13 protein-coding genes, 3 pseudogenes and 1 riboswitch are annotated in these 18,603 nt (G+C 72.6%); of the genes and pseudogenes, 7 read left to right on the top strand and 9 right to left on the bottom strand.

Annotated features, from left to right (window positions below):
- A pseudogene (locus ACJ73U_RS23095) lies at positions 1-551 on the top strand (cobyrinate a,c-diamide synthase); the annotation flags it as partial.
- Here the strand turns inward: ACJ73U_RS23095 and ACJ73U_RS23090 are convergent.
- Positions 455-1,177 carry a CbtA family protein gene (locus ACJ73U_RS23090; protein WP_407779774.1) on the bottom strand — a complete coding sequence of 241 codons (723 nt, stop codon included), beginning with the start codon at positions 1,175-1,177 and terminating at the stop codon, positions 455-457. The pseudogene ACJ73U_RS23095 and the gene ACJ73U_RS23090 sit on opposite strands and share 97 nt — an antisense overlap.
- A 5-nt stretch (positions 1,178-1,182) precedes the next feature.
- Positions 1,183-1,395 (bottom strand): CbtB-domain containing protein, encoded by a 213-nt coding sequence (locus tag ACJ73U_RS23085; RefSeq protein WP_407779773.1) that lies wholly within the window; start codon positions 1,393-1,395, stop codon positions 1,183-1,185.
- A 31-nt stretch (positions 1,396-1,426) separates the two neighbouring features.
- Positions 1,427-1,557: riboswitch (cobalamin riboswitch) on the bottom strand.
- On the opposite strand from ACJ73U_RS23085, the gene ACJ73U_RS23080 reads away from it, so the two are divergent.
- A complete protein-coding gene (locus tag ACJ73U_RS23080) occupies positions 1,558-2,097 on the top strand; it encodes a histidine phosphatase family protein (protein WP_407779772.1) in 540 nt (179 codons plus the stop codon).
- Here ACJ73U_RS23080 and ACJ73U_RS23075 read toward each other — a convergent pair.
- The gene (locus ACJ73U_RS23075; RefSeq protein ID WP_407779771.1) at positions 2,094-2,942 is read right to left on the bottom strand and encodes a family 16 glycosylhydrolase; all 849 of its coding nucleotides are present in this window, start codon (positions 2,940-2,942) and stop codon (positions 2,094-2,096) included. The genes ACJ73U_RS23080 and ACJ73U_RS23075 overlap by 4 nt on opposite strands.
- A gap of 394 nt (positions 2,943-3,336) precedes the next feature.
- Between ACJ73U_RS23075 and ACJ73U_RS23070 the strand changes: the two genes are divergently transcribed.
- From ACJ73U_RS23070 to ACJ73U_RS23055, 4 genes and pseudogenes are all read left to right on the top strand, one after another.
- Entirely contained in the window at positions 3,337-7,359 is a 4,023-nt protein-coding gene (locus ACJ73U_RS23070; protein WP_407779770.1) for a hypothetical protein, read from the top strand.
- A gap of 38 nt (positions 7,360-7,397) precedes the next feature.
- The gene (locus tag ACJ73U_RS23065) at positions 7,398-8,348 is read left to right on the top strand and encodes a polysaccharide lyase family 1 protein (RefSeq protein ID WP_407779769.1); all 951 of its coding nucleotides are present in this window, start codon (positions 7,398-7,400) and stop codon (positions 8,346-8,348) included.
- Positions 8,349-8,573: 225 nt separating this feature from the next.
- Positions 8,574-9,596, top strand: coding sequence for a non-homologous end-joining DNA ligase (ligD, locus tag ACJ73U_RS23060; RefSeq protein ID WP_407779768.1), 1,023 nt, complete (start codon positions 8,574-8,576; stop codon positions 9,594-9,596).
- Positions 9,597-9,629: 33 nt separating this feature from the next.
- Positions 9,630-9,725, top strand: a pseudogene (locus ACJ73U_RS23055) (helix-turn-helix domain-containing protein); the annotation flags it as partial.
- 13 nt (positions 9,726-9,738) lie between these two features.
- On the opposite strand, the gene ACJ73U_RS23050 reads toward ACJ73U_RS23055, so the two are convergent.
- The 3 genes from ACJ73U_RS23050 to ACJ73U_RS23040 form a co-directional block, all read right to left on the bottom strand.
- Positions 9,739-11,190: a methyltransferase gene (locus ACJ73U_RS23050; RefSeq protein ID WP_407779767.1), complete on the bottom strand. Its 1,452-nt coding sequence runs from the start codon at positions 11,188-11,190 to the stop codon at positions 9,739-9,741.
- 12 nt (positions 11,191-11,202) lie between these two features.
- Complete coding sequence (locus ACJ73U_RS23045; RefSeq protein ID WP_407779766.1) at positions 11,203-12,414, bottom strand: FAD-dependent monooxygenase; 1,212 nt, start codon at positions 12,412-12,414, stop codon at positions 11,203-11,205.
- A gap of 142 nt (positions 12,415-12,556) precedes the next feature.
- A complete protein-coding gene (locus ACJ73U_RS23040; RefSeq protein ID WP_407779765.1) occupies positions 12,557-13,198 on the bottom strand; it encodes a PadR family transcriptional regulator in 642 nt (213 codons plus the stop codon).
- Between the two features lie 117 nt (positions 13,199-13,315).
- On the opposite strand from ACJ73U_RS23040, the gene ACJ73U_RS23035 reads away from it, so the two are divergent.
- Entirely contained in the window at positions 13,316-15,034 is a 1,719-nt protein-coding gene (locus ACJ73U_RS23035; RefSeq protein ID WP_407779764.1) for a serine/threonine-protein kinase, read from the top strand.
- A gap of 113 nt (positions 15,035-15,147) precedes the next feature.
- Here the strand turns inward: ACJ73U_RS23035 and ACJ73U_RS23030 are convergent, their stop codons facing one another.
- The 3 genes and pseudogenes from ACJ73U_RS23030 to ACJ73U_RS23020 form a co-directional block, all read right to left on the bottom strand.
- Entirely contained in the window at positions 15,148-17,202 is a 2,055-nt protein-coding gene (locus ACJ73U_RS23030; RefSeq protein ID WP_407779763.1) for a DUF3488 and transglutaminase-like domain-containing protein, read from the bottom strand.
- Positions 17,199-18,350, bottom strand: coding sequence for a DUF58 domain-containing protein (locus ACJ73U_RS23025; RefSeq protein ID WP_407779762.1), 1,152 nt, complete (start codon positions 18,348-18,350; stop codon positions 17,199-17,201). The genes ACJ73U_RS23030 and ACJ73U_RS23025 overlap by 4 nt, the downstream gene beginning before the upstream one ends.
- 31 nt (positions 18,351-18,381) lie before the next feature.
- Positions 18,382-18,603 (bottom strand): annotated as a pseudogene (locus ACJ73U_RS23020) (ATPase); the annotation flags it as partial.

The raw sequence follows: 18,603 nt of genomic DNA, 5'->3' as shown, positions 1-18,603 counted from the left end.
GCGCGGCCGGCGCCGACGTGGTGACCCTGGACCCGTTGCGCGACACCGCGCTACCGGACAACACCGCCGGAATCGTCCTGCCCGGCGGGTTCCCCGAACAGTACGCGCCCGAGCTGTCCGCCAACGCCGCACTGAGACGGGCCATCGGCAGCACCACCGCACCGATCCACGCCGAGTGCGCCGGTCTCCTCTACCTCACGAGTTCCCTCGACGGACAACCGATGTGCGGCCTGGTGGACGCCGAGGCCACCATGACCGACCGCCTCACGCTCGGCTACCGGGACGTCGTCGCGACCGACGACACCCTGCTGTACCCGGCCGGCACCCGCCTCACCGGCCACGAGTTCCACCGCACGACCGTCACCCCGCGGCACGGCGAGCGGCCGGCGTGGCGGTGGCGCGGCGGCTCGGACGGTTTCGCCACCGACCGGGTGCACGCGTCCTATGTGCACATTCACCCGGCCGCGGTGCCCACCGCGGTCGCCCGGTTCGTGGCCCGCGCCAGCAGCGCGGCGAACGCGACGCCGACCGCGGCCCACAGCACCACCTGAGTGCCGAGCGACGCGAGCCGGAAGTCCCACAACGTCTGGGCCGGGAAGTCGTGCGGCACCTCGTCGAAGTCCGGCAGCAACGCACCGGCGACCGCCACGGCCACCACGTAGCCGAGCGCCGCGCCGACCGCGGCCAGCGCGCCGGTGCGGCCCACGTACACGGCCGCGATGGCGAGGACCACCGAGATCGCCATGATGCCGAAGTACGCGGCCGCCCGGTCGCCGATGGTGTCGGCGTGCCCGACGGCCGGCGGGTTCGGCGGGTAGATGACGTACGGCACGAGCACCACGGCCACGAACCCGATCGCGATGACGGCGCCCACGGTCGCCCGCGGCGAGCGCGTGCGCAGCCGGCCGTTGGCGAAGGCGAACACCAGCGCGACGAGCCCGCCGAGCGCGGTGCCGAACGCACACGTCGCGACCGCGAGCCCGAGCGTGCTCTGCACGTCACGGGACACGGGCGCGTCGTCCTCGGTGGTGCCGTGGTCGTGGCCACCGCCCTGTTCCTCGATCGCGATGGCGGCGTCGACCGGCGGCTCGCCGTACACGGACGCGAAACCGAACGCGAGCACGCCACCGAGCAACCCGGCGAGCAGACCCCACACCAGCAGGGAGCGCATGGACATCGGCGTCAGTGGCAGGGGAAGCCGAGCAGGTGGCGGCCGTCGTGCACGAACTCGTGCACGTTGGCGCCGCCGAAGAGCGAGAGCGCGCCCTGCTCGGTGCTGACGAAGTACATCACCAGCAGCAGGAGCAGCCCGGCGAACACGGCCCAGGGCAGGACCTGGCGCACCGGGATCGCGGGAATGTGCAGGGGCGTGGGGGCGTCGACTGCGTGCGACATGTCGCCTCCTCGGGTTCGTGCGACCCGTGTAGTGGAGCGGAAGAACGGTACGGGGTCTGACTCGTGCCCGGCGGGCACATACAGCGGCGCGACCGTGCCGGAATCTCACCGGCTTCCTCGTACCATCAAGGTCTCTGGGAACGTACCACCCGTGGGAGCCGAATGACCAGCCGTGTTGTCCTCCTGTGCCACGCCGCCACCCGGGCGACGCGCCGCGCCGCGTTCCCGGCAGACGAGCCGATCGAGACGCCCCCGCCCCCGGCCCCCGTCCGCGCGGACACCTATCTGACCGCCCCGGAGCCGAGCTGCCGCCAGACCGCGGCGGCACTGGGCCTGTCCGCCACCGTCGAGGACACGCTGCGCGACTGCGACTACGGCACCTGGCGCGGGCGGACCCTGGACGAGGTGACGGCGGCGGACCCGGCGGGCGTCACCGGGTGGCTCACCGAGCCGTCGGCGACCCCGCACGGCGGTGAGTCCACACTGGACCTGATCGACCGGGTGGGCAGCTGGCTCGACGGACTCCCGGACGACCACCGCAAGATCGTGGCGGTCACCCACCCGGCGGTCGTCAAGGCGGCGGTCGTACACGCGATCCTGGCCACACCGCGGTCGTTCTGGCGGATCGACGTGCCACCACTGTCCCGGACCGTCCTGTCGGGACAGTCCGGTCGGTGGACGCTCCGCACGCCTGTCGGCTAGGCCCGGGTTCGTCCCATGTACACGTCGCGGGCCCGGTAGATCGTGTCGGCCGTGGGGCCCGGCGATCCCGACGAGCCCTCCATCTGCAGGTTGATGATCAACCACATCGGCTTGTTCACGAAGTTGGCGCCGCGGTGCTGTCCCACCCAGCCGCCGTCGAGGTAGTAGTGGATGTCGACGTCCGTGGCGTTGACCTTCGTGATCCAGGCGCGGTAGCCGTGCCAGCCACCCGGGTTCGAGACCGGGACGACGGTGTTCGACCACGCGCCGCTCGCGTTCCTGTAGGTGTTGAACCAGTTCCGCCCATCCCCCTTGAACTCCAGGATGTCGCTCTCCGGCGGCCAGCTGTTCACCCCGGTGAGCCAGAAGGCCGGCCAGGTGCCCCGCGCCGACGGCGCCTGGAACTCGCCCCTGACCTCCCAGTTCGGGAACTGGTCGGTGACGACGACCTGGGATCTCGCGTGGATGGCGCCGGAGTGGTAGTGGATGGGCAGGTGCGGGTCGGCCGAGCTGGTGCCCTCGTCCCCGGTGATGCGGCTGGCCTTGATCGCCAGCACGCCCGAGCTCTCCAGGTAGAGGTGACTGATGTCGGTCGAGCTGGCGTACATCCGGGCGGAGCCGTTGTGGTCGGATCCCCAGGGGTACAGGTAGTTCCACGACGCTTCGAGCGTCTGCCGGTTCGTGAAGGAGGCGTCGAGCACGGTCTCCCACGTCGCCGCCCGGGCCCCACGTGTCCCGAGAGCGCTCCCAGCGACGCCCGCGGCACCCGCCACCAGCAGCTTTCTTCGGTCGAACCGGCGCGGGAGATCGCCACCACCGGCACGCGCACCCAAGGGTCGAGGCATCGTTGCCACTCCTCAGCTCGAAGACGACAGACCGTCGTCAGGAAAGCGCTTGCCTACCACGTTAGAGCCGCTCGTCGACGCCCGTCAACTGGTCGGCCGGACACCCGATCTTCGCGTGATCGTTAATGATCGGCGTCGCGGCGCGCCGAGCTGGGCATACTTGTTAACGTTCACACTTACGGTGCATCCCCAGAAAGCCAGGAAAGCGCTTCCCCCGTTGACACGCGTCGCACTCGGGTGCTAACAATTTGTTCATCTCGGCTGGGAGCGCTCCCAGCTCCCGCGCCCCGGAGCGCACCTCCCGAATGCTCCTCAGTGGACATCGAGTGGTTTCCCTCCCATGCCGACCGGCAGCACGCCCCCGGTGAACGATCCCACAAGGAAGTGGTCGATCATGCGGATAACCCACGCACTGGCCGCCGTGGCGGTCGTCGCGGCAGCCCTCGTCGCACCCCACGCGTCACCGGCTCCCGCGGCGGCGGCGCCCGCCGCGGAGACGTACTCGTGGCGCAACGTCGAGATCGCCGGCGGCGGTTTCGTCCCCGGCATCATCTTCAACCGCACCGAAGCCAACCTGATCTACGCCCGCACCGACATCGGCGGTGCCTACCGGTGGAACCAGAGCACCGGCCGGTGGGTGCCCCTGCTCGACTGGGTCGGCCAGAACAACTGGGGCTACAACGGCGTGGTCAGCCTCGCCACCGACTCGGTCGACCCCAACCGCGTCTACGTGGCGGCGGGCATGTACACCAACAGCTGGGACCCCAACAACGGCGCGATCCTGCGCTCCGCCGACCGCGGCGCGAGCTGGCAGGTCAGTCCTCTGCCGTTCAAGCTGGGCGGCAACATGCCCGGCCGCGGCATGGGCGAGCGGCTGGTGGTCGACCCGAACGACAACCGTGTGCTCTACCTCGGCGCCCCGGAGGGCAACGGGCTGTGGCGCAGCACCAACTCCGGCGTCAGCTGGTCGAAGGTGACGAGCTTCCCGAACCCGGGCAACTGGGCGCAGGACCCCAGTGATCCCAACGGCTACCTCTCGCACCGGCCGGGCGTGGTGTGGGTGAGCTTCGACAGGTCGAGCGGTACCGCCGGCAGCCCGACCCGCGCGATCTACGTCGGCGTCGCCGACCTCCAGAACACCGTCTACCGCAGCACCGACGCGGGCGCGACGTGGACCCGGATCGCCGGCCAGCCCACGGGGTACATCGCGCACAAGGGCGTGCTGGACGAGACCAACCACGTGCTGTACATCGCCACGAGCGACACCGGCGGCCCCTACGACGGCGGCAAGGGCGACGTGTGGAAGTACAACACCCAGACCGGCGCGTGGACCCAGATCAGCCCGATCCCCTCGTCCAGCGCCGACGACTACTTCGGCTACAGCGGCCTGACGGTCGACCGGCAGCACCCGAACACGCTCATGGTCGCGACGCAGGTGTCGTGGTGGCCGGACGCGATCTTCTTCCGCAGCACCGACGGCGGCGCGACCTGGACCCGGATCTGGGACTGGGCCAGCTATCCGAACCGCACCACGCGCTACACCCAGGACATCTCCTCGGTGCCGTGGCTGAACTTCGGCACGAACCCGCAACCCCCCGAGGTGACGCCGAAGCTGGGCTGGATGAACGAGTCCGTGGAGATCGACCCGTTCAACTCCAACCGGATGATGTACGGCACGGGCGCGACGGTCTACGGCACGACCAACCTGACGGCGTGGGACACCGGCCAGAAGGTCACCATCCGCCCGATGGTGTCCGGCCTCGAGGAGACCGCGGTGCTGGACCTGATCAGCCCGCCGTCCGGCCCGCCGCTCGTGTCGGGACTCGGCGACATCGGCGGGTTCCGGCACGACAGCCTCACGGCCGTGCCGTCGAAGATGTTCACGCAGCCGGTGTTCACGACCACGACCAGCCTGGACTTCGCGGAGAAGAGCCCGGGCGTGATGGTGCGGGCCGGGAACTTCACCGACTCCGACCGGCCGGGCGACAGCCACGTGGCGTTCTCGACCGACGGCGGCGCCAACTGGTTCCAGGGCACCGAACCCGGTGGCATCAACGAGGGCGGCACCGTGGCGGCCGCCGCCGACGGCAGCCGGTTCGTGTGGGCGCCCAAGGGCCAGCCGGTGTTCTACTCGGTCGGCTTCGGCAACTCCTGGACGCAGGCGCAGGGCCTGCCGAACGAGTCCGTCGTGGAGTCCGACCGGGTGAACGCCACCAAGTTCTACGGTCTGTCCGGCGGCCGCTTCTACGTCAGCACCAACGGCGGCGCCACGTTCACCCAGACCGCGGCGACCGGGCTGCCGGCGACCGGCAAGTTCAAGGCGCTGCCGGGCGTCGAGGGCGACATCTGGCTGGCCGGCGACACCGGCGTCTTCCACTCGACCAACTCGGGTGCGTCGTTCACCAAGCTGTCCACCGTGGCCAAGGCGACCAGCATCGGGTTCGGCAAGGCCGCGACCGGCAGGACCTACCCGGCGCTGTACTCGCTGGCGACGGTCGGCGGCACCGCCGGTGTGTACCGGTCGGACGACAGCGGCGCGACCTGGGTGCGGATCAACGACGACCAGCACCAGTACGGCAACGCCGGCGAGGCCATCACCGGTGACCCCCGGGTCTACGGCCGCGTGTACCTGGGCACCAACGGCCGCGGGATCGTCTACGGCGACCGGACCGCCACCGCCTCGGCGCTCGCGGATGCCAACGGCACCACCGAGAAGCTCGACCGCGGCCTGATCAGCGTCCGGTCGGACAAGGGGAACTTCCTCAGCTGGCGGCTGCTCACCGGCGACCCGACGGGCGTGGCGTTCAACGTCTACCGCGACGGCACCCGGGTCACACAGGTCAGCGGCGTGACGAGCTGGCTCGACGCGGGCGCGCCGGCGGACGCGAAGTACAACGTGCGTCCGGTGGTGAACGGCGTCGAAGCGAGAACGGCGGCGGCCGCGGACGACGAGGTGACGCCGTTCGCGACGGCCATGGACGTGCCGCTGCAGGTCCCGGCCGGCGGCACGACACCGGACGGCGTCGCCTACACCTACAGCGCCAACGACGCGAGCGTCGGCGACCTGGACGGCGACGGCCAGTACGAGTTCGTGGTGAAGTGGGATCCCAGCAACTCCAAGGACAACTCGCAGTCCGGCTACACCGGCAACGTCTACCTGGACGCCTACAAGCTCAACGGCACCCGGCTGTGGCGCATCGACCTCGGCCGCAACATCCGGGCGGGCGCGCACTACACCCAGTTCCAGGTGTTCGACTACGACGGCGACGGCCGGGCCGAGGTCGTGATGAAGACCGCCGACGGCACGCGGTCGGGCACCGGCCAGGTGATCGGCAGCGCCACCGCGGACTACCGCAACTCGTCCGGCTACGTCCTGTCCGGCCCCGAGTTCCTGTCCGTGTTCCGCGGCAGCGACGGCGCGGTGCTGGCGACCGCGGACTACGTGCCGGCGCGCGGCACGGTGTCGTCGTGGGGCGACAGCTACGGCAACCGCGTGGACCGGTTCCTCGCCGGCACGGCCTACGTGGACGGTTCGCGGCCGAGCATCATCGAGGCACGCGGCTACTACACGCGGTCCGTGGTGTCGGCGTGGGACTTCCGCAACGGCGCGCTGACCAGGCGGTGGACGTTCGACTCCAGCTCCTCCAGCAACGGCTCGGCGTGGACGGGCAAGGGCAACCACCAGCTGTCCATCGCGGACGTGGACGGCGACGGCCGTGACGAGGTCATGTACGGGTCGATGGCGATCGACGACAACGGCGCCGGCCTGTGGCAGAACAACACCCACCACGGCGACTCCTACCACGTCACCGACCTCATCCCGTCCCGCGCCGGGCTCGAGGTCTTCAAGCCGACCGAGAACACCACCGACCCGGCCGACTTCGTCGCCGACGCGCGGACCGGCCAGCTCATCTGGAGCTCGCCGGCGTGTGGCTGCGACAACGGCCGCGGTGTGGCGGCGGACATCTGGGCCGGCAACCCGGGCGCCGAGGTGTGGTCGTCGGCGGTCGGCGGGTTGCGCAGCGCCACCAACGGATCCCAGGTGGCCAGCCGCAAGCCGGGTTCCACGAACTTCGTGATCTGGTGGGACGGCGACGCGCAGCGCGAGCTGCTCGACGGCACGCACATCGACAAGTACGGCACCGGTGGCGACACGCGGCTGCTGACCGGTTCCGGCGTGGCGGCGAACAACGGCACGAAGTCCACCCCGGCGCTGACCGCCGACATCCTCGGCGACTGGCGCGAGGAGGTCGTCTGGCGGACCTCGGACAGCCACGCGCTGCGGATCTACTCGACGACCGACAGCACGAGCATCAGCCGTCCATCGCTGATGCAGGACCGGCAGTACCGCGAGGCGGTCGCCTGGCAGAACACCGGCTACAACCAACCGCCGCACCCGAGCTTCGCGATCGGTTGATCAACGAAGATCCCTGCAAGTAAGGAGTGGTACGCGTCATGCGTAAGACAGTTGTGAGACGAGGACTGGCCGGAATCGCCGCGGTCGCCGCGGCCTCGGCACTGACCATGGCCTCCGGCGGCGTCGCCCACGCGGTCGGCACGCCGACCGGTTTCGGCGCCGGCACCACCGGCGGCGGCAACGCGGCGGTCACCACGGTGACCACCGGCTCGGCCCTGGTGAGCGCGATGAAGGCCAGCGGCGCCGCGGTCATCCGGGTGCAGGGCATGGTGTCGTTCACCGGCATGCAGGACGTCGCGTCGAACAAGACGATCATCGGCGTCGGCGCGAGCTCCGGCATCCAGGGCGGCGGCGGTCTGGACATCGACGGCGCCACCAACGTCATCATCCAGAACCTGAACCTCAAGGGTGGCAGCGACGACCTGATCAACGTCCAGGACTCCTCGACGAAGATCTGGATCGACCACAACACCTTCAACGACAGCGCCGACGGCGCGCTCGACATCAAGCGCGGCTCGGACTTCATCACCGTGTCGTTCAACAAGTTCCAGAACCACGACAAGACGATGCTGCTCGGTCACAGCGACGACAACGGCAGCCAGGACCGCGGTCACCTGCGCGTCACCTACCACCACAACTGGTTCGCCGGCACCACCCAGCGGCACCCGCGGGTGCGGTTCGGCAACCCGGTGCACGTGTACAACAACTACTACCAGGGCGTGACCTCCTACGGTGTCGCGTCCACGATGGAGGCCGGGGTTCTCGTCGAGGCCAACTACTTCGAGAACACCAACCGCGCGTGCGACCTCGGCCAGGGCGACTCCCCGGCCGGTAACCTGGTGCAGCGCAACAACACGCTCGTCGGCTCGGGCGCCTGCGCGAACACGGGCACCGGCGTGAACGCCATCCCGTACTCGTACACGGCCGAGTCCGCATCCGCCGCGCGGACGAACGTCATCAACGGTGCCGGCGCCGGCAAGATCGCCTGACGCGGTGCCATCCGGTCACGGGGGCGGCTCCTTCCCTGCCTTGTGGGAGCCGCCCCCGTGGCGTGTCCGCCTGGCAGGTCAGAAGGCGCACCATCCCGGGCGCGACGAGGCCGGCCGTCATTTTCCGCGCACGTCCCGACACCAGGTGTGGGGTTCGCCGCGTGCCGGCCGGTCGGCGGCCCCGCCACCACGCGATTGTCATACCCGCGGGGTACGGTCGGCGCCGTGGCCAAAGCTGACGACGTGGAGGTCCTGGCGGTGGCCGGCCGTTCGGTGCGGATCACCAGCCCGGGCAAGGTGTTCTTCCCCGAGCGGGGCGACACCAAGCTGGACCTCGCCCGCTACTACCTCGCGGTGGCCGAGCCGCTGATGGCGGCGATGGGCGGCCGGCCGGTGCTGCTGCAGCGCTTCCCCAACGGCGTAGGCGGTTCCTCGTTCTTCCAGAAGCGGGTGACCCCCACGAAGGCCGACCCGTGGCTCACGACGACGGTCGTGTCCACACCGAACGGCACCACCTCCAACGCACTGGTGGCCGTCGACCTGGCACACGTGCTGTGGGCGGTCAACATGGGCTGCCTGGGCTTCCACGTGTGGCCCAACACCGCGGCCGACCCCGCCCACGCCGACGAGCTACGCGTCGACCTCGACCCGAGCCCCGGCGTGACGTTCACGATGATCCGGGAGGCCGCCGCCGAGACGAAGGCCCTGCTGGACGAGCTGGGCGTGGCGAGCTTCCCGAAGACGACCGGCAGCCGGGGCATCCACGTCTACGTGCGCCTGCTCCCCCGCTGGGACGGCGTCGAGGTGCGCTCCGCGGCGGTCGCGGTGGCCCGTGAGCTGGAACGCCGCCGCCCGGACCTGATGACGGCGGCGTGGTGGAAGGAGGAACGCGGCAGCCGCGTCTTCGTCGACTTCAACCAGAACGCTCCACACAAGACGGTGTTCGGCGCGTGGTCCGTCCGCGCCAACCCGCACGGCCAGGTCTCCGCACCGTTCCCGTGGTCGGAACTGGCGGCGATCGAACCCCGCGACCTGACCCTGGCGACCGTCCCGACCCGCCTCGCGGAACACGGTGACCCGTGGGCGGCCATGACCCCGCAGGACCTGACCCCACTCCTGGCCCTTCACGAGCGCGACAGGGCGAACGGGTTGGTGGACGCCCCGTGGCCCCCGGTCTACCCGAAGATGCCGGGCGAGCCGCCGCGGGTCGCACCGAGCCGGGCCAAGAAGGTTCCGGAGGGAGAATGACGCGTCGAGATGCGATGAGCATCGATCGACATGCTCGAGAACGGTCGCGCGAAGGCGGTGCGCTTCAGCACCCTGGAGGCCAGGTGCCGGGTGCTCGACCGCCAGCCGGGCGACCTGCTCGAACGGGTCGGGGAGTTGACGGTCACGCCGTCAGCATGCCGTGCCGGACGAGGTCACGGACCACCCGCAGCGCCTCCTCGGTGTCCACCTCGCCGTAGGCGTACGCCAGCAGCGCCAGCAGGTCCTCCAGCGGCAGCGCGCCGCGGCAGCCGGCGAGCAGCTTGGCCGTCGGCTCGTCGATCTCGTGCTGCCAGCCGGGGCCGTCCATGCGGTGCAGGCGCCGCACGACCGGCGCCCAGCCCTCCTCGCCCGCGGCCGACACCTCCTCCAGCACGACCGTCTCCGGCACCGTGAACCTGGTCCGCAGGAGGGACTTGTCGTGGTCGCGCAGCCAGGCGACGTTGTCCAGCCACCGCGACGCCTCCGGGCCCAGCGGGTCGTCGTACGCGTGTCGCAGGTCCTCGCACACCACCTCGGCGTCGGCCGAGCCGGTGCGCCGCAGGGTGACGTACCCGAACCCGACGCCCTCGATCCCGCCGGCGGCGAACCAGTCCAGCCACGCGTTCGCCTTCGCGCGGCCTTCCGCCGACCGCGGGTCGATGCCGGCGTCGCGCAACCACGTGCCCACGTACAGCGCCGGGTCCGCGATGTCGCGCTGCACGAACCACGCGTCCACGCCGGGCGGCAGCCACGACCGGACGCGCTCCGCCCAGTCCTCACCGGAGCGGTGCACCCAGGAGGCCAGCAGCTGCCCGACGCCACCCTCGGCGAGGAAGCCGGGGAGCTGCCGGACGATCATCGCGCTCGCGCCGTCGCCGTCGAGGCCGGAGTCGCGGTAGGTGTAGTCCACCCGCGCCGGCCCGACGACGAACGGCGGGTTGCACACGACCTGGTCGAACCGCCGCCCCGCGACCGGCGCGAACCACTCCCCCTCACACAGCTCGACGTCGATCTCGTTGAGCCGGAACGTCGCCCGCGCCAGGGCGAGGGCACGCCCCGACACGTCGGTGGCGGTGATCGACGACACGTGGGTGCTGGCGTGCAGCGCCTGGACGCCGCAGCCGGTGCCCAGGTCGAGCAGCGTGCCGACCGGCCGGCGGGCCGTGGCCCTGGCCAGGTTGATCGACGCGTGGCCGACGCCGAGCACGTGGTCGGCGGGCACGGCGCCGCCACGCAGCTCGGAGTCGAGGTCGGCCACGACCCACCAGTCGTCCTCGTACGGCCGGATGTCCAGCCCGGCCCGGCCCGCCGGCGTCACCACCGACGCCGCGACCGCGTCGGCGAGGTCCACCGACCCCAGCGCCGCGCGCACGGCGGCCTCCGGCTCGGCGTCGCCCAGCAGGAACAGGCGGATCAACGTGCCGAGCGCGCCGGCGTCCCGGCAGGCCCGCCGCGCCGGTTCCGGCTCACCGCGCCCGAGCGCGGCGTGTGCCTGCGTGCCGAGCACACCCACGACGCCGTCGGCGGTGTAGCCGGCGGTCAGGAACGCCTCGCGCAGCCGGGCGCAGAGGTCGGCGGAGAGATCAGGAACCACGCCCGCATGCTGTCACGGCGACGACACCACCGCATCAGCACCCACCGGCGCCGACCAGTCGACGCGGTACCGCTGCACCGGGCCGAAGGTCTTCTCCGGCCGCATCGCCGTCTTCAGCAGCAACCGCATCAGCACCGGCATCATGGCCCGCACGAGCGGCCCGGGCGCCTTCACGTGGTTGATCTTCGCCGCGTTGGCCGCGATGCGTTCGACCCGAGGGCGGCGCAGCCGCTCGTAGGCGGTGAACGCCGACCGCGCGTCCGGCAGGTCCCGCAGGCAGCGGGCCAGCTCGAGCCCGCTCTCGATGGCCTGCGACGCGCCCTGCCCGGAGCTGTTCGACGGGGCGTGCACCGCGTCGCCGACCAGCACCACACGGCCGCGGTGCCAGGTCGGCACCTTCGGCATGATGTGCAGCGCCCCCTGCGCGACCAGCCCGGCGGGATCGATGTGCCGGACCAGGTCGCCCCCCGGGTCGTCGTCGCCGTACGCCTCGCGCAGCCGCCGCGACCACTCGTCCGCCGGGACGGCCCGCGCTTCGCGCAGGCTCATCGGCCGCTCCCACGGCAGGTTCATGCCGAGCTGCGTGCGCCCGTCGGGCAGCCGCCAGTACAGGTAGTACGCCCGCCTGCCGAAGGTGAAGCGCATCGTGCCGGTCTCGCTCGGCACGGGCCGGTCGACGATGGCCTCGAAGCCGAGCAGGCCCGTGTAGCCGGGGCCCGGCGCGGCCGGGTCGATGAGGCCGCGGACGGTCGAGTGCACGCCGTCCGCGCCGACCAGCACGTCGGCAGTCGCGGCACTGCCGTCGGCGAACCGGGCGGTCACCCCGCCGTCGCCGCTCTCGATCGACACCAGCCGCCTGCCGTGCTCGAACCGGACGCCGCCGGCGACCGCGACGTCGTACAGCACCCGGTACAGGTCGCCGCGGTTGATCAGCCGCATGGGCGGCAGCCCGGCGAGCCGGGGCAGCTCGACCTCCCTGCCGCCGAACGACATCACGGACTTCGGGATCGGCATCCCGTTGTCCTCGACGGCCTTCCTGGCGCCGACGACCTCCAGCGCGGCCAGGCCGTTCGGCGCGATCGCGAGCGAGCCGCCGATGCCGTCGGCGGTGCTCGGGTACGCCTCGTAGACGGTCGCGTCGATGCCGGCCTTGCGCAACGCCAGCGCCGTGACGGGTCCGGCGACCCCGCCGCCGACCACCAGCGCGGTTCCCACCTTGGCCACAATCTCTCCTCGGGTTGGCGCGAAGCGACCCGGGAGACGGTTTACCCTCGTGGTTGCCACACCTCGGGGACCGGGCTCCCGGCTCGGTTCGCGGATTGGTGGTCCCGGCGGGGATGCTGCAACATCGCCGCCGGGGCCTTTCTCACTCGGTGCTCCCCCGGTCGGCCAGTGCGGCGTACTCCGGTGGAACCTCCCCGGTGGCGTGCCACTTCCGCCACGCCGCCTGACCGGGGAACGTCTCGTTGGTCAACCTCTCCAGCAGCTCGCGCACCCAGGCCAGCTCGGCGGCGCGGACGGTCAGCTCGTAGTCGTCCTCGACGAGGAACAGCTCGGGTATGTCCGCGTGCCCGGCCAGCGCCGCCCGCTGCGCCGCGATCGCCTGTTCCAGTGCGGCGATCCGCGCACGCAACGCGTCGGCCGCCTCGTCCGGCGTGAGCGCGGCCAGCATCGACAGGCCCGCCTTGAAGTGCGGGTGCTCCGGCCGCGGCGTGGCCACCAGCTCACGGGTCCAGTCGCGCAGCTCGGCGAGCCCCGCCTCGGTGATCCGGTAGATCGTGCGTTCCGGCCGGGCGCCCTCGCGCCGGCTGTCGACGACCTCCAGGAACCCGTGCTTGGTCAGGTTGCGCACGACCGTGTACAGCGACCCCCACTTGATCGGCATGTCCTCGTCCTTGCCGCGTTCCCGCAACAGCGAGGCCATCTCGTACGGGTGCATCGGGCGCTGCACGACGGTGCCGAGCACGGCCAGCGCGAGCAGGTTCGACACCTTCCGTCCCGTCACCATGCCCGCCTCCTCGTACGCGATTACTCGTTCGCGAGTATACGCAGGCGAGCAGGACGTGCAACAGTCGTTTTCGATGGTCAGGGTCTGCGGGGGCGCCCGCGTCCCTAGACTGGGTGGGTGACCGACCCGGACGCCGAACTTCGTGCGTGGGCACCGAGACCTGGCGAGCAAACCGCCCCACCGGCACGCACCGAACAACCGGGTGTGATGGGACTTCCCGGGTACAGCGACTTCCAGCGGATCGCCGAGGGCGGCGAAGGCGTCGTCTACCGGGCGTGGCAGGACGGGCTGGGCCGGTACGTGGCGGTCAAGGTGATCAACGTCAGCGACCCCGCCCGGCTGGCCCGCTTCCGCCGCGAGCTGGAGATCACCGTACGGCTGGGCCGCCAGCACCCACACATCGTGACGGTGATCGACACGGGCACCACGCCGGACGGCCGGCCATGCATCGTCATGGAGTACTACGACAACGGGTCCCTGCAGGACCGGCTGGCCGAACGCGGGCCGCTGCCGGTGGCGGACGTGGTGGCGGCGGGAACGGCGGTGGCCGACGCGCTGGCCTTCGCGCACTCGCAGGGGTTCCTGCACCGGGACGTCAAGCCGCAGAACATCCTCGTGCTGCCGACGTCGTACGTGCTGGCCGACTTCGGCATCGCACGGATGGCCGACGCCGCGCACACCACGTCGCTGCAGATGGTCAGCTACCGCCACGCCGCACCGCAGACGACGGGCGGCGGCGACCCGTCGCCCGCGGACGACCAGTGGTCGCTCGGCTCGACGCTGTTCACCCTGCTCGACGGCGCGCCGCCGTTCTCCACCGACAACCCCGACGAGGACACGGTCCTGTCGTACCTGGAGCGGGTGCGGTCGACCGAGCCGCGGCGGCTGCGGCGCTCGGACGTGCCGCCGGAGCTGGCCGCGATCGTCGCGCGGTGCCTGAGCAAGCGCCGTGCGGACCGGTTCCCGGACGCGGGGACACTGCGCGCGGCGCTGGCGTCGGTCCGCGTCCCGGCACCGGGCTGGCTGCCGGCGCTCCCGGCGGACTTCGGCCCGCGGCCCACCCCACCGCCGGACCCGTTCCCTCCCCCGGACCAGTCCGCGACGGACCGCGACCTGACCATCGCCGGTCCCAACAGCGAGCTCGCGGGTCTGACCGTCCGGATCAGCGACGGCCCGGCACTGCCCGACTTCGGCCCCACCCCGACGCCCTTCACCGGCCCGATGCCGCCGGTGGCCGAGCGGCCCGCCGTGGCGGCGCTGCCGGCGCCCGCGCCGTGGCGCCCCGAGCTGTACGAGGACCCGAACCCGACCACGACCATCGCGCGGCCGCGGCTGCCGCCCAGGAAGAGGAGCCGGCGCGGCCCGCTGATCGCGGCGGCCGCGGTGCTGGTGGGCGCGGCGGTGGGGGTCCTCGTGGTCCCGAAGCTCCTCGACCGGAACGACCAGGCGACGCCCCAGCACCCGTCGGCGACGACCCGGACCACCACGACGACAACGGCCACCACGACAACAGCCACCACGACGGAGCCGGGCACCGCTGCGGCGACGGGCGGCGACCCCGCGTTCGCCCCGACCCTCGGCCCGCTCGACGACCGGGGCGCGAGCATCGCGCTGACGTGGTCCGACCCGACGAAGGGCAAGGCCCAGTTCGTGGTCGTGGACGTGACGGACGCGAACCACGAGGCACTGGCGACGATCGCGCCGGGCGCGACCACCTACACGGTCGCCGACCTCGACCCGGCCGCGGACCAGTACTGCTTCCAGGTCATCGGCCTCGGCCCGGACGACCCGACCACCCAGCACGGCGCGTCCGACCCGGTCTGCACGAACCGCTAGCCCCGTTTCCGGCACCTGATCGATTTCGGCTGATCACGAGCTTGAGCCGGAGCAGCATCCCGATCATCGCCGCAGGTCAGCGGCCCATGTGCGGAATACCCGGCCAGCGCCCGCTACCGGCGCCAGAGCGGACGCGGGTCCACCGACCAGAACAGCCTGCGGTACCACGGGACCCGCCGCCGCAGCACGGCCCGCACCCGCAGCGCCAACGGCCACGCCACCCGTCCCACCTCCGGCGGCGCCGCCTCGGGCGCGAACGCCGCCCGGTCGGCCAGGAGCGCCAGCCGTGTCGCCGCCGGAGTCGCCAGCTCGCCCGCGATCCGCGGCGCCGGCGCGGCCCGCGCCGGCGTGCGCCCGGCCAGCAGCAACGAGTCCAGCACGTACGCCCACGCGCCCGGCGCGCCCGCCCTGCGCAGCCGCGCCCGCCTGCCGGCCCGCAACCCGCCCAGCACCACGAACACCAGCACCGGCAGTGCGAGAAGCACCAGGTACCACGGCTTCTGGGCCGGCACCGGCGCGGCGGCCGCGGCGGGCACGCGCGCCTTCGACGGCATCGACGGCCCCGAGGACGCGGGGACCGACGGCGACGACGTCGGCGTCGCCAGCCGGTTGATCACCTCGCGCCGCGACGCCGACGCCGGCCCGTCGTCGGTGCCGGACACCGGATCGAACGGCACCCAGCCCCACCCGGTGAAGTACACCTCCGGCCACGCGGTCGCGTCCGCGCCACGCACGACCGCGACGCCGTCCGGCCCCGGCGCCACCGGCTGGAAGCCGACGACCACCCGGGTCGGCAGCCCGACCGCCCTGGCCAGCACGGCGTAGGCGGACGCGAACTGCTCGGCCGTGCCCTCGTTCGCCCCCGCGGTGCCGGCGGCGCCGAACAGGAACGTCTCCAGCCGCGCGTACGACGACCCGACCGGCGCCTGCGCGTTCGGCCTGCGCCCGGCGCGCACCACCTCCTCGACGGCGACCGCCTTCTCGAACGGCGTCCGCGCGTCGGCCACCGTGCGCCGGGCGTACTCGGCGAACGCGAACGGCAGCTCCGGCAGCGCGAGGTACCGCCCTGCCGCGCCACCGTCCGGCACGCTCGCGGTGAGCAGGTCCACGTCCGCCGGCCCGTCCACCGTGGACTCCACGGTGTAGTCGAACCCCTGCCGCGCACCGGTCGGCAGCACCATGGACCCGGAGCTGGCGTCGACGACGGCGTCCTCGGCGGACGTCGCGGTCGGCTGGCCCGCGGTCGGGAGCCACGGCCCGGTGAGGTTGCCGATGGTCACCTCGACCCGCGTGCCGACCTGCCGGACGCCGGCGGGCAGGTCGAGCGTCGTGACCGTGCCGACCGGGCCGTACAGGGTGGAGGCCCGCCAGGTCGCGCCCGTGTAGTCCGCGAGGGCGATCAACCGCATCGGCGTTTCCCCGCCGCGTACCCGGAACAGCTCGGTGTCGCCGTTCGCCGCCCAGGACGCCAGCCGCGGCAGCGGGTTGGCCACCGGCAGGTCGTGCACCGGCGGCGTGACCAGGTCGCGTGGCTCGAACGGCCTGCCGGCCGGCAGCAGCGTGACCGCCAGCGCGACGGCCGCCACCCCGACGACGAGGACCGCCTGCGGCACAACGGGTGCACGTCGCCGGCCGCGGTCGACCAGCACCCAGCCGAGCCCGGTCACCGCGAGCAGTACCAGTGCGCCGAACCCGCGCGGGTCCGCCTGTCCGGCCGTCAGCAGCGCCGCCGCGACGTACAGCACGGCACCGCCGACCGCCGGCACCACCAGCGCCCTCGCCCGCACGGAAAGCGCGCTCACCAGCGACACGACCACGACCAGCAGCACACCCGGCACGAGCAGGTCCGCGGTGACCGGCGCCGGCCGCGGCGCGGTCAGCAGCCGCGGCACCGAGTCGATCACCGCCCGCACGGGCTCGGCGGCGGGCGCGGCGTAGTAGGCGCCGACGACCGCGGCGGTCAGCACCGCGAGCACGGCGAAACTCGCCGGCACCCGGGCGGCCCGCGCCCCGAGGACCACGCCGTACGTCGCGAGCACGGCCGCGGCGAACACGCCCGCCGCCACCGGCGATGCCCAGCCGGCCGCGAGCTGCCAGCACCCCACGACGAGCACGGCGATCGGCCACACGAACACCGGCAACGACGATCCGCTCACCCGCCCGGTCATGCGACCACCGTGTCCCACAACGAAACCAGGTCCTCGACCCGCGCCCCGGCGAGGACCAGCGCGCCCCCGACGGCATGCGCCGAGGGCCGGTCGGCGGTGGGGTCGACGACCATGACCACGCCGACCGAGGCACGCCCGGCCTCCAGCAGCAACGCGGCCCGCTCCGCCCCCGCCCCGGACACCACGGCCACCACGTCGAGGTCGCGGACCGGCACCGACAACGCGGTGTCCACATCGGACACCGTTTGGATCCCGGCCAGCGCCCTCAGCGTGGTGTCGTCCTCCCCCACCCCGGCCGGCACCTCGATGTCCACGCCCCCGGACGCCGACATCAACCGCACCGGGTGCCCGCCGGCCACCGCCGCGGCCACCAGCGACGCGGCCGTCTCCACGGCGTCCTCGAAGCCGTCCGCGTCCGGATGGCTGCCCGCCCGGTCGTCCAGCAGCACGGCCAGGTGCGGGCGTGCCGGGTCCGCGTCCTCCCGCACCATCAGCACCCCCGTGCGCGCGCTGGTCGCCCAGTGCAGCCGGCGCAGGTCGTCCCCCGGCACGTACTCCCGCAGTCCCACCAGATCCGTCCCGCCGCGTTCCACCCGCTCGTCGGCGCCGACGTGGCCACGCCGGGCCCCGGACGGCAGGCCCCGCACCGGCAGCACCCGGGGCACGACCCGCACCTCGGTGACATCGCCGAGTGACAGCCGCGCCGCGGCGAGCCCGGCGAGCCCCGGCCGGCGCAGCTCGACCGGCCCGACCGGCAGCAGCCCGCGCCGAGTGGTCGGGATCGGGTAGTCCACAGTGGTCTGCGCACCGGCGCGCAGGGGTGGCACCGCGATCCCGATCGGCGTGCCGCCGATGAGGTCCACGGCGTCGAGTCGCACCGTCAGCCGGCGGCTCGTGCTGGTCAGGGCCAGCGTCCCGGTGCACGCGCCGAGCCGGCGCACGGTCGGCGGCCGCACCGTCCGCTCGGCACGCACCGGCGCCGGCAGCAGCACCGACCCCACCGCCGCCGCGACGAGGAGCACGAGCGCGGCGCCGAACCCGAGCACGCCCGGGTACCGCCACCAGATGCCGAGCGCGACCAGCAGCAGCCCGAGCACCAGCGCGCTCACCCCGCGTGCGGTGAGGCGCACGCCGCCGCCCGGCGCCACGGTGCCTGATTGTTCGCTCCACACGCTCCGCTCACCGACCCTGCGGCCGCGGCACCGGCACGCGGTCGACGACGTCGGTGACCACGTCCTCGGTGGTGGTGCCGGCCAGCAGCGCCTCCCTGGTGAGCACGAGCCGGTGCGCGAGCACGGGACCGACGAGGCGCTGCACGTCGCCGGGCACCACGAAGTGCCGGCCCTGCGCGGCCGCGTAGACCTGCACGCACCGCACCAGCGCCCGCAGCCCGCGGGTGCT

Source organism: Actinophytocola sp., assembly GCF_045807065.1.
Taxonomy (GTDB): domain Bacteria; phylum Actinomycetota; class Actinomycetes; order Mycobacteriales; family Pseudonocardiaceae; genus Actinophytocola.
This window is presented reverse-complemented; position numbering and strand designations above follow the sequence as displayed.

Coding starts and splice junctions, on each gene's coding strand:
- ACJ73U_RS23090 (WP_407779774.1), bottom strand. CDS start 1,177: ATGTCCATGCGCTCCCTGCTGGTGTGGGGTCTGCTCGCCGGGTTGCTC.
- ACJ73U_RS23085 (WP_407779773.1), bottom strand. CDS start 1,395: ATGTCGCACGCAGTCGACGCCCCCACGCCCCTGCACATTCCCGCGATC.
- ACJ73U_RS23080 (WP_407779772.1), top strand. CDS start 1,558: ATGACCAGCCGTGTTGTCCTCCTGTGCCACGCCGCCACCCGGGCGACG.
- ACJ73U_RS23075 (WP_407779771.1), bottom strand. CDS start 2,942: ATGCCTCGACCCTTGGGTGCGCGTGCCGGTGGTGGCGATCTCCCGCGC.
- ACJ73U_RS23070 (WP_407779770.1), top strand. CDS start 3,337: ATGCGGATAACCCACGCACTGGCCGCCGTGGCGGTCGTCGCGGCAGCC.
- ACJ73U_RS23065 (WP_407779769.1), top strand. CDS start 7,398: ATGCGTAAGACAGTTGTGAGACGAGGACTGGCCGGAATCGCCGCGGTC.
- ACJ73U_RS23040 (WP_407779765.1), bottom strand. CDS start 13,198: ATGGTGACGGGACGGAAGGTGTCGAACCTGCTCGCGCTGGCCGTGCTC.
- ACJ73U_RS23030 (WP_407779763.1), bottom strand. CDS start 17,202: ATGACCGGGCGGGTGAGCGGATCGTCGTTGCCGGTGTTCGTGTGGCCG.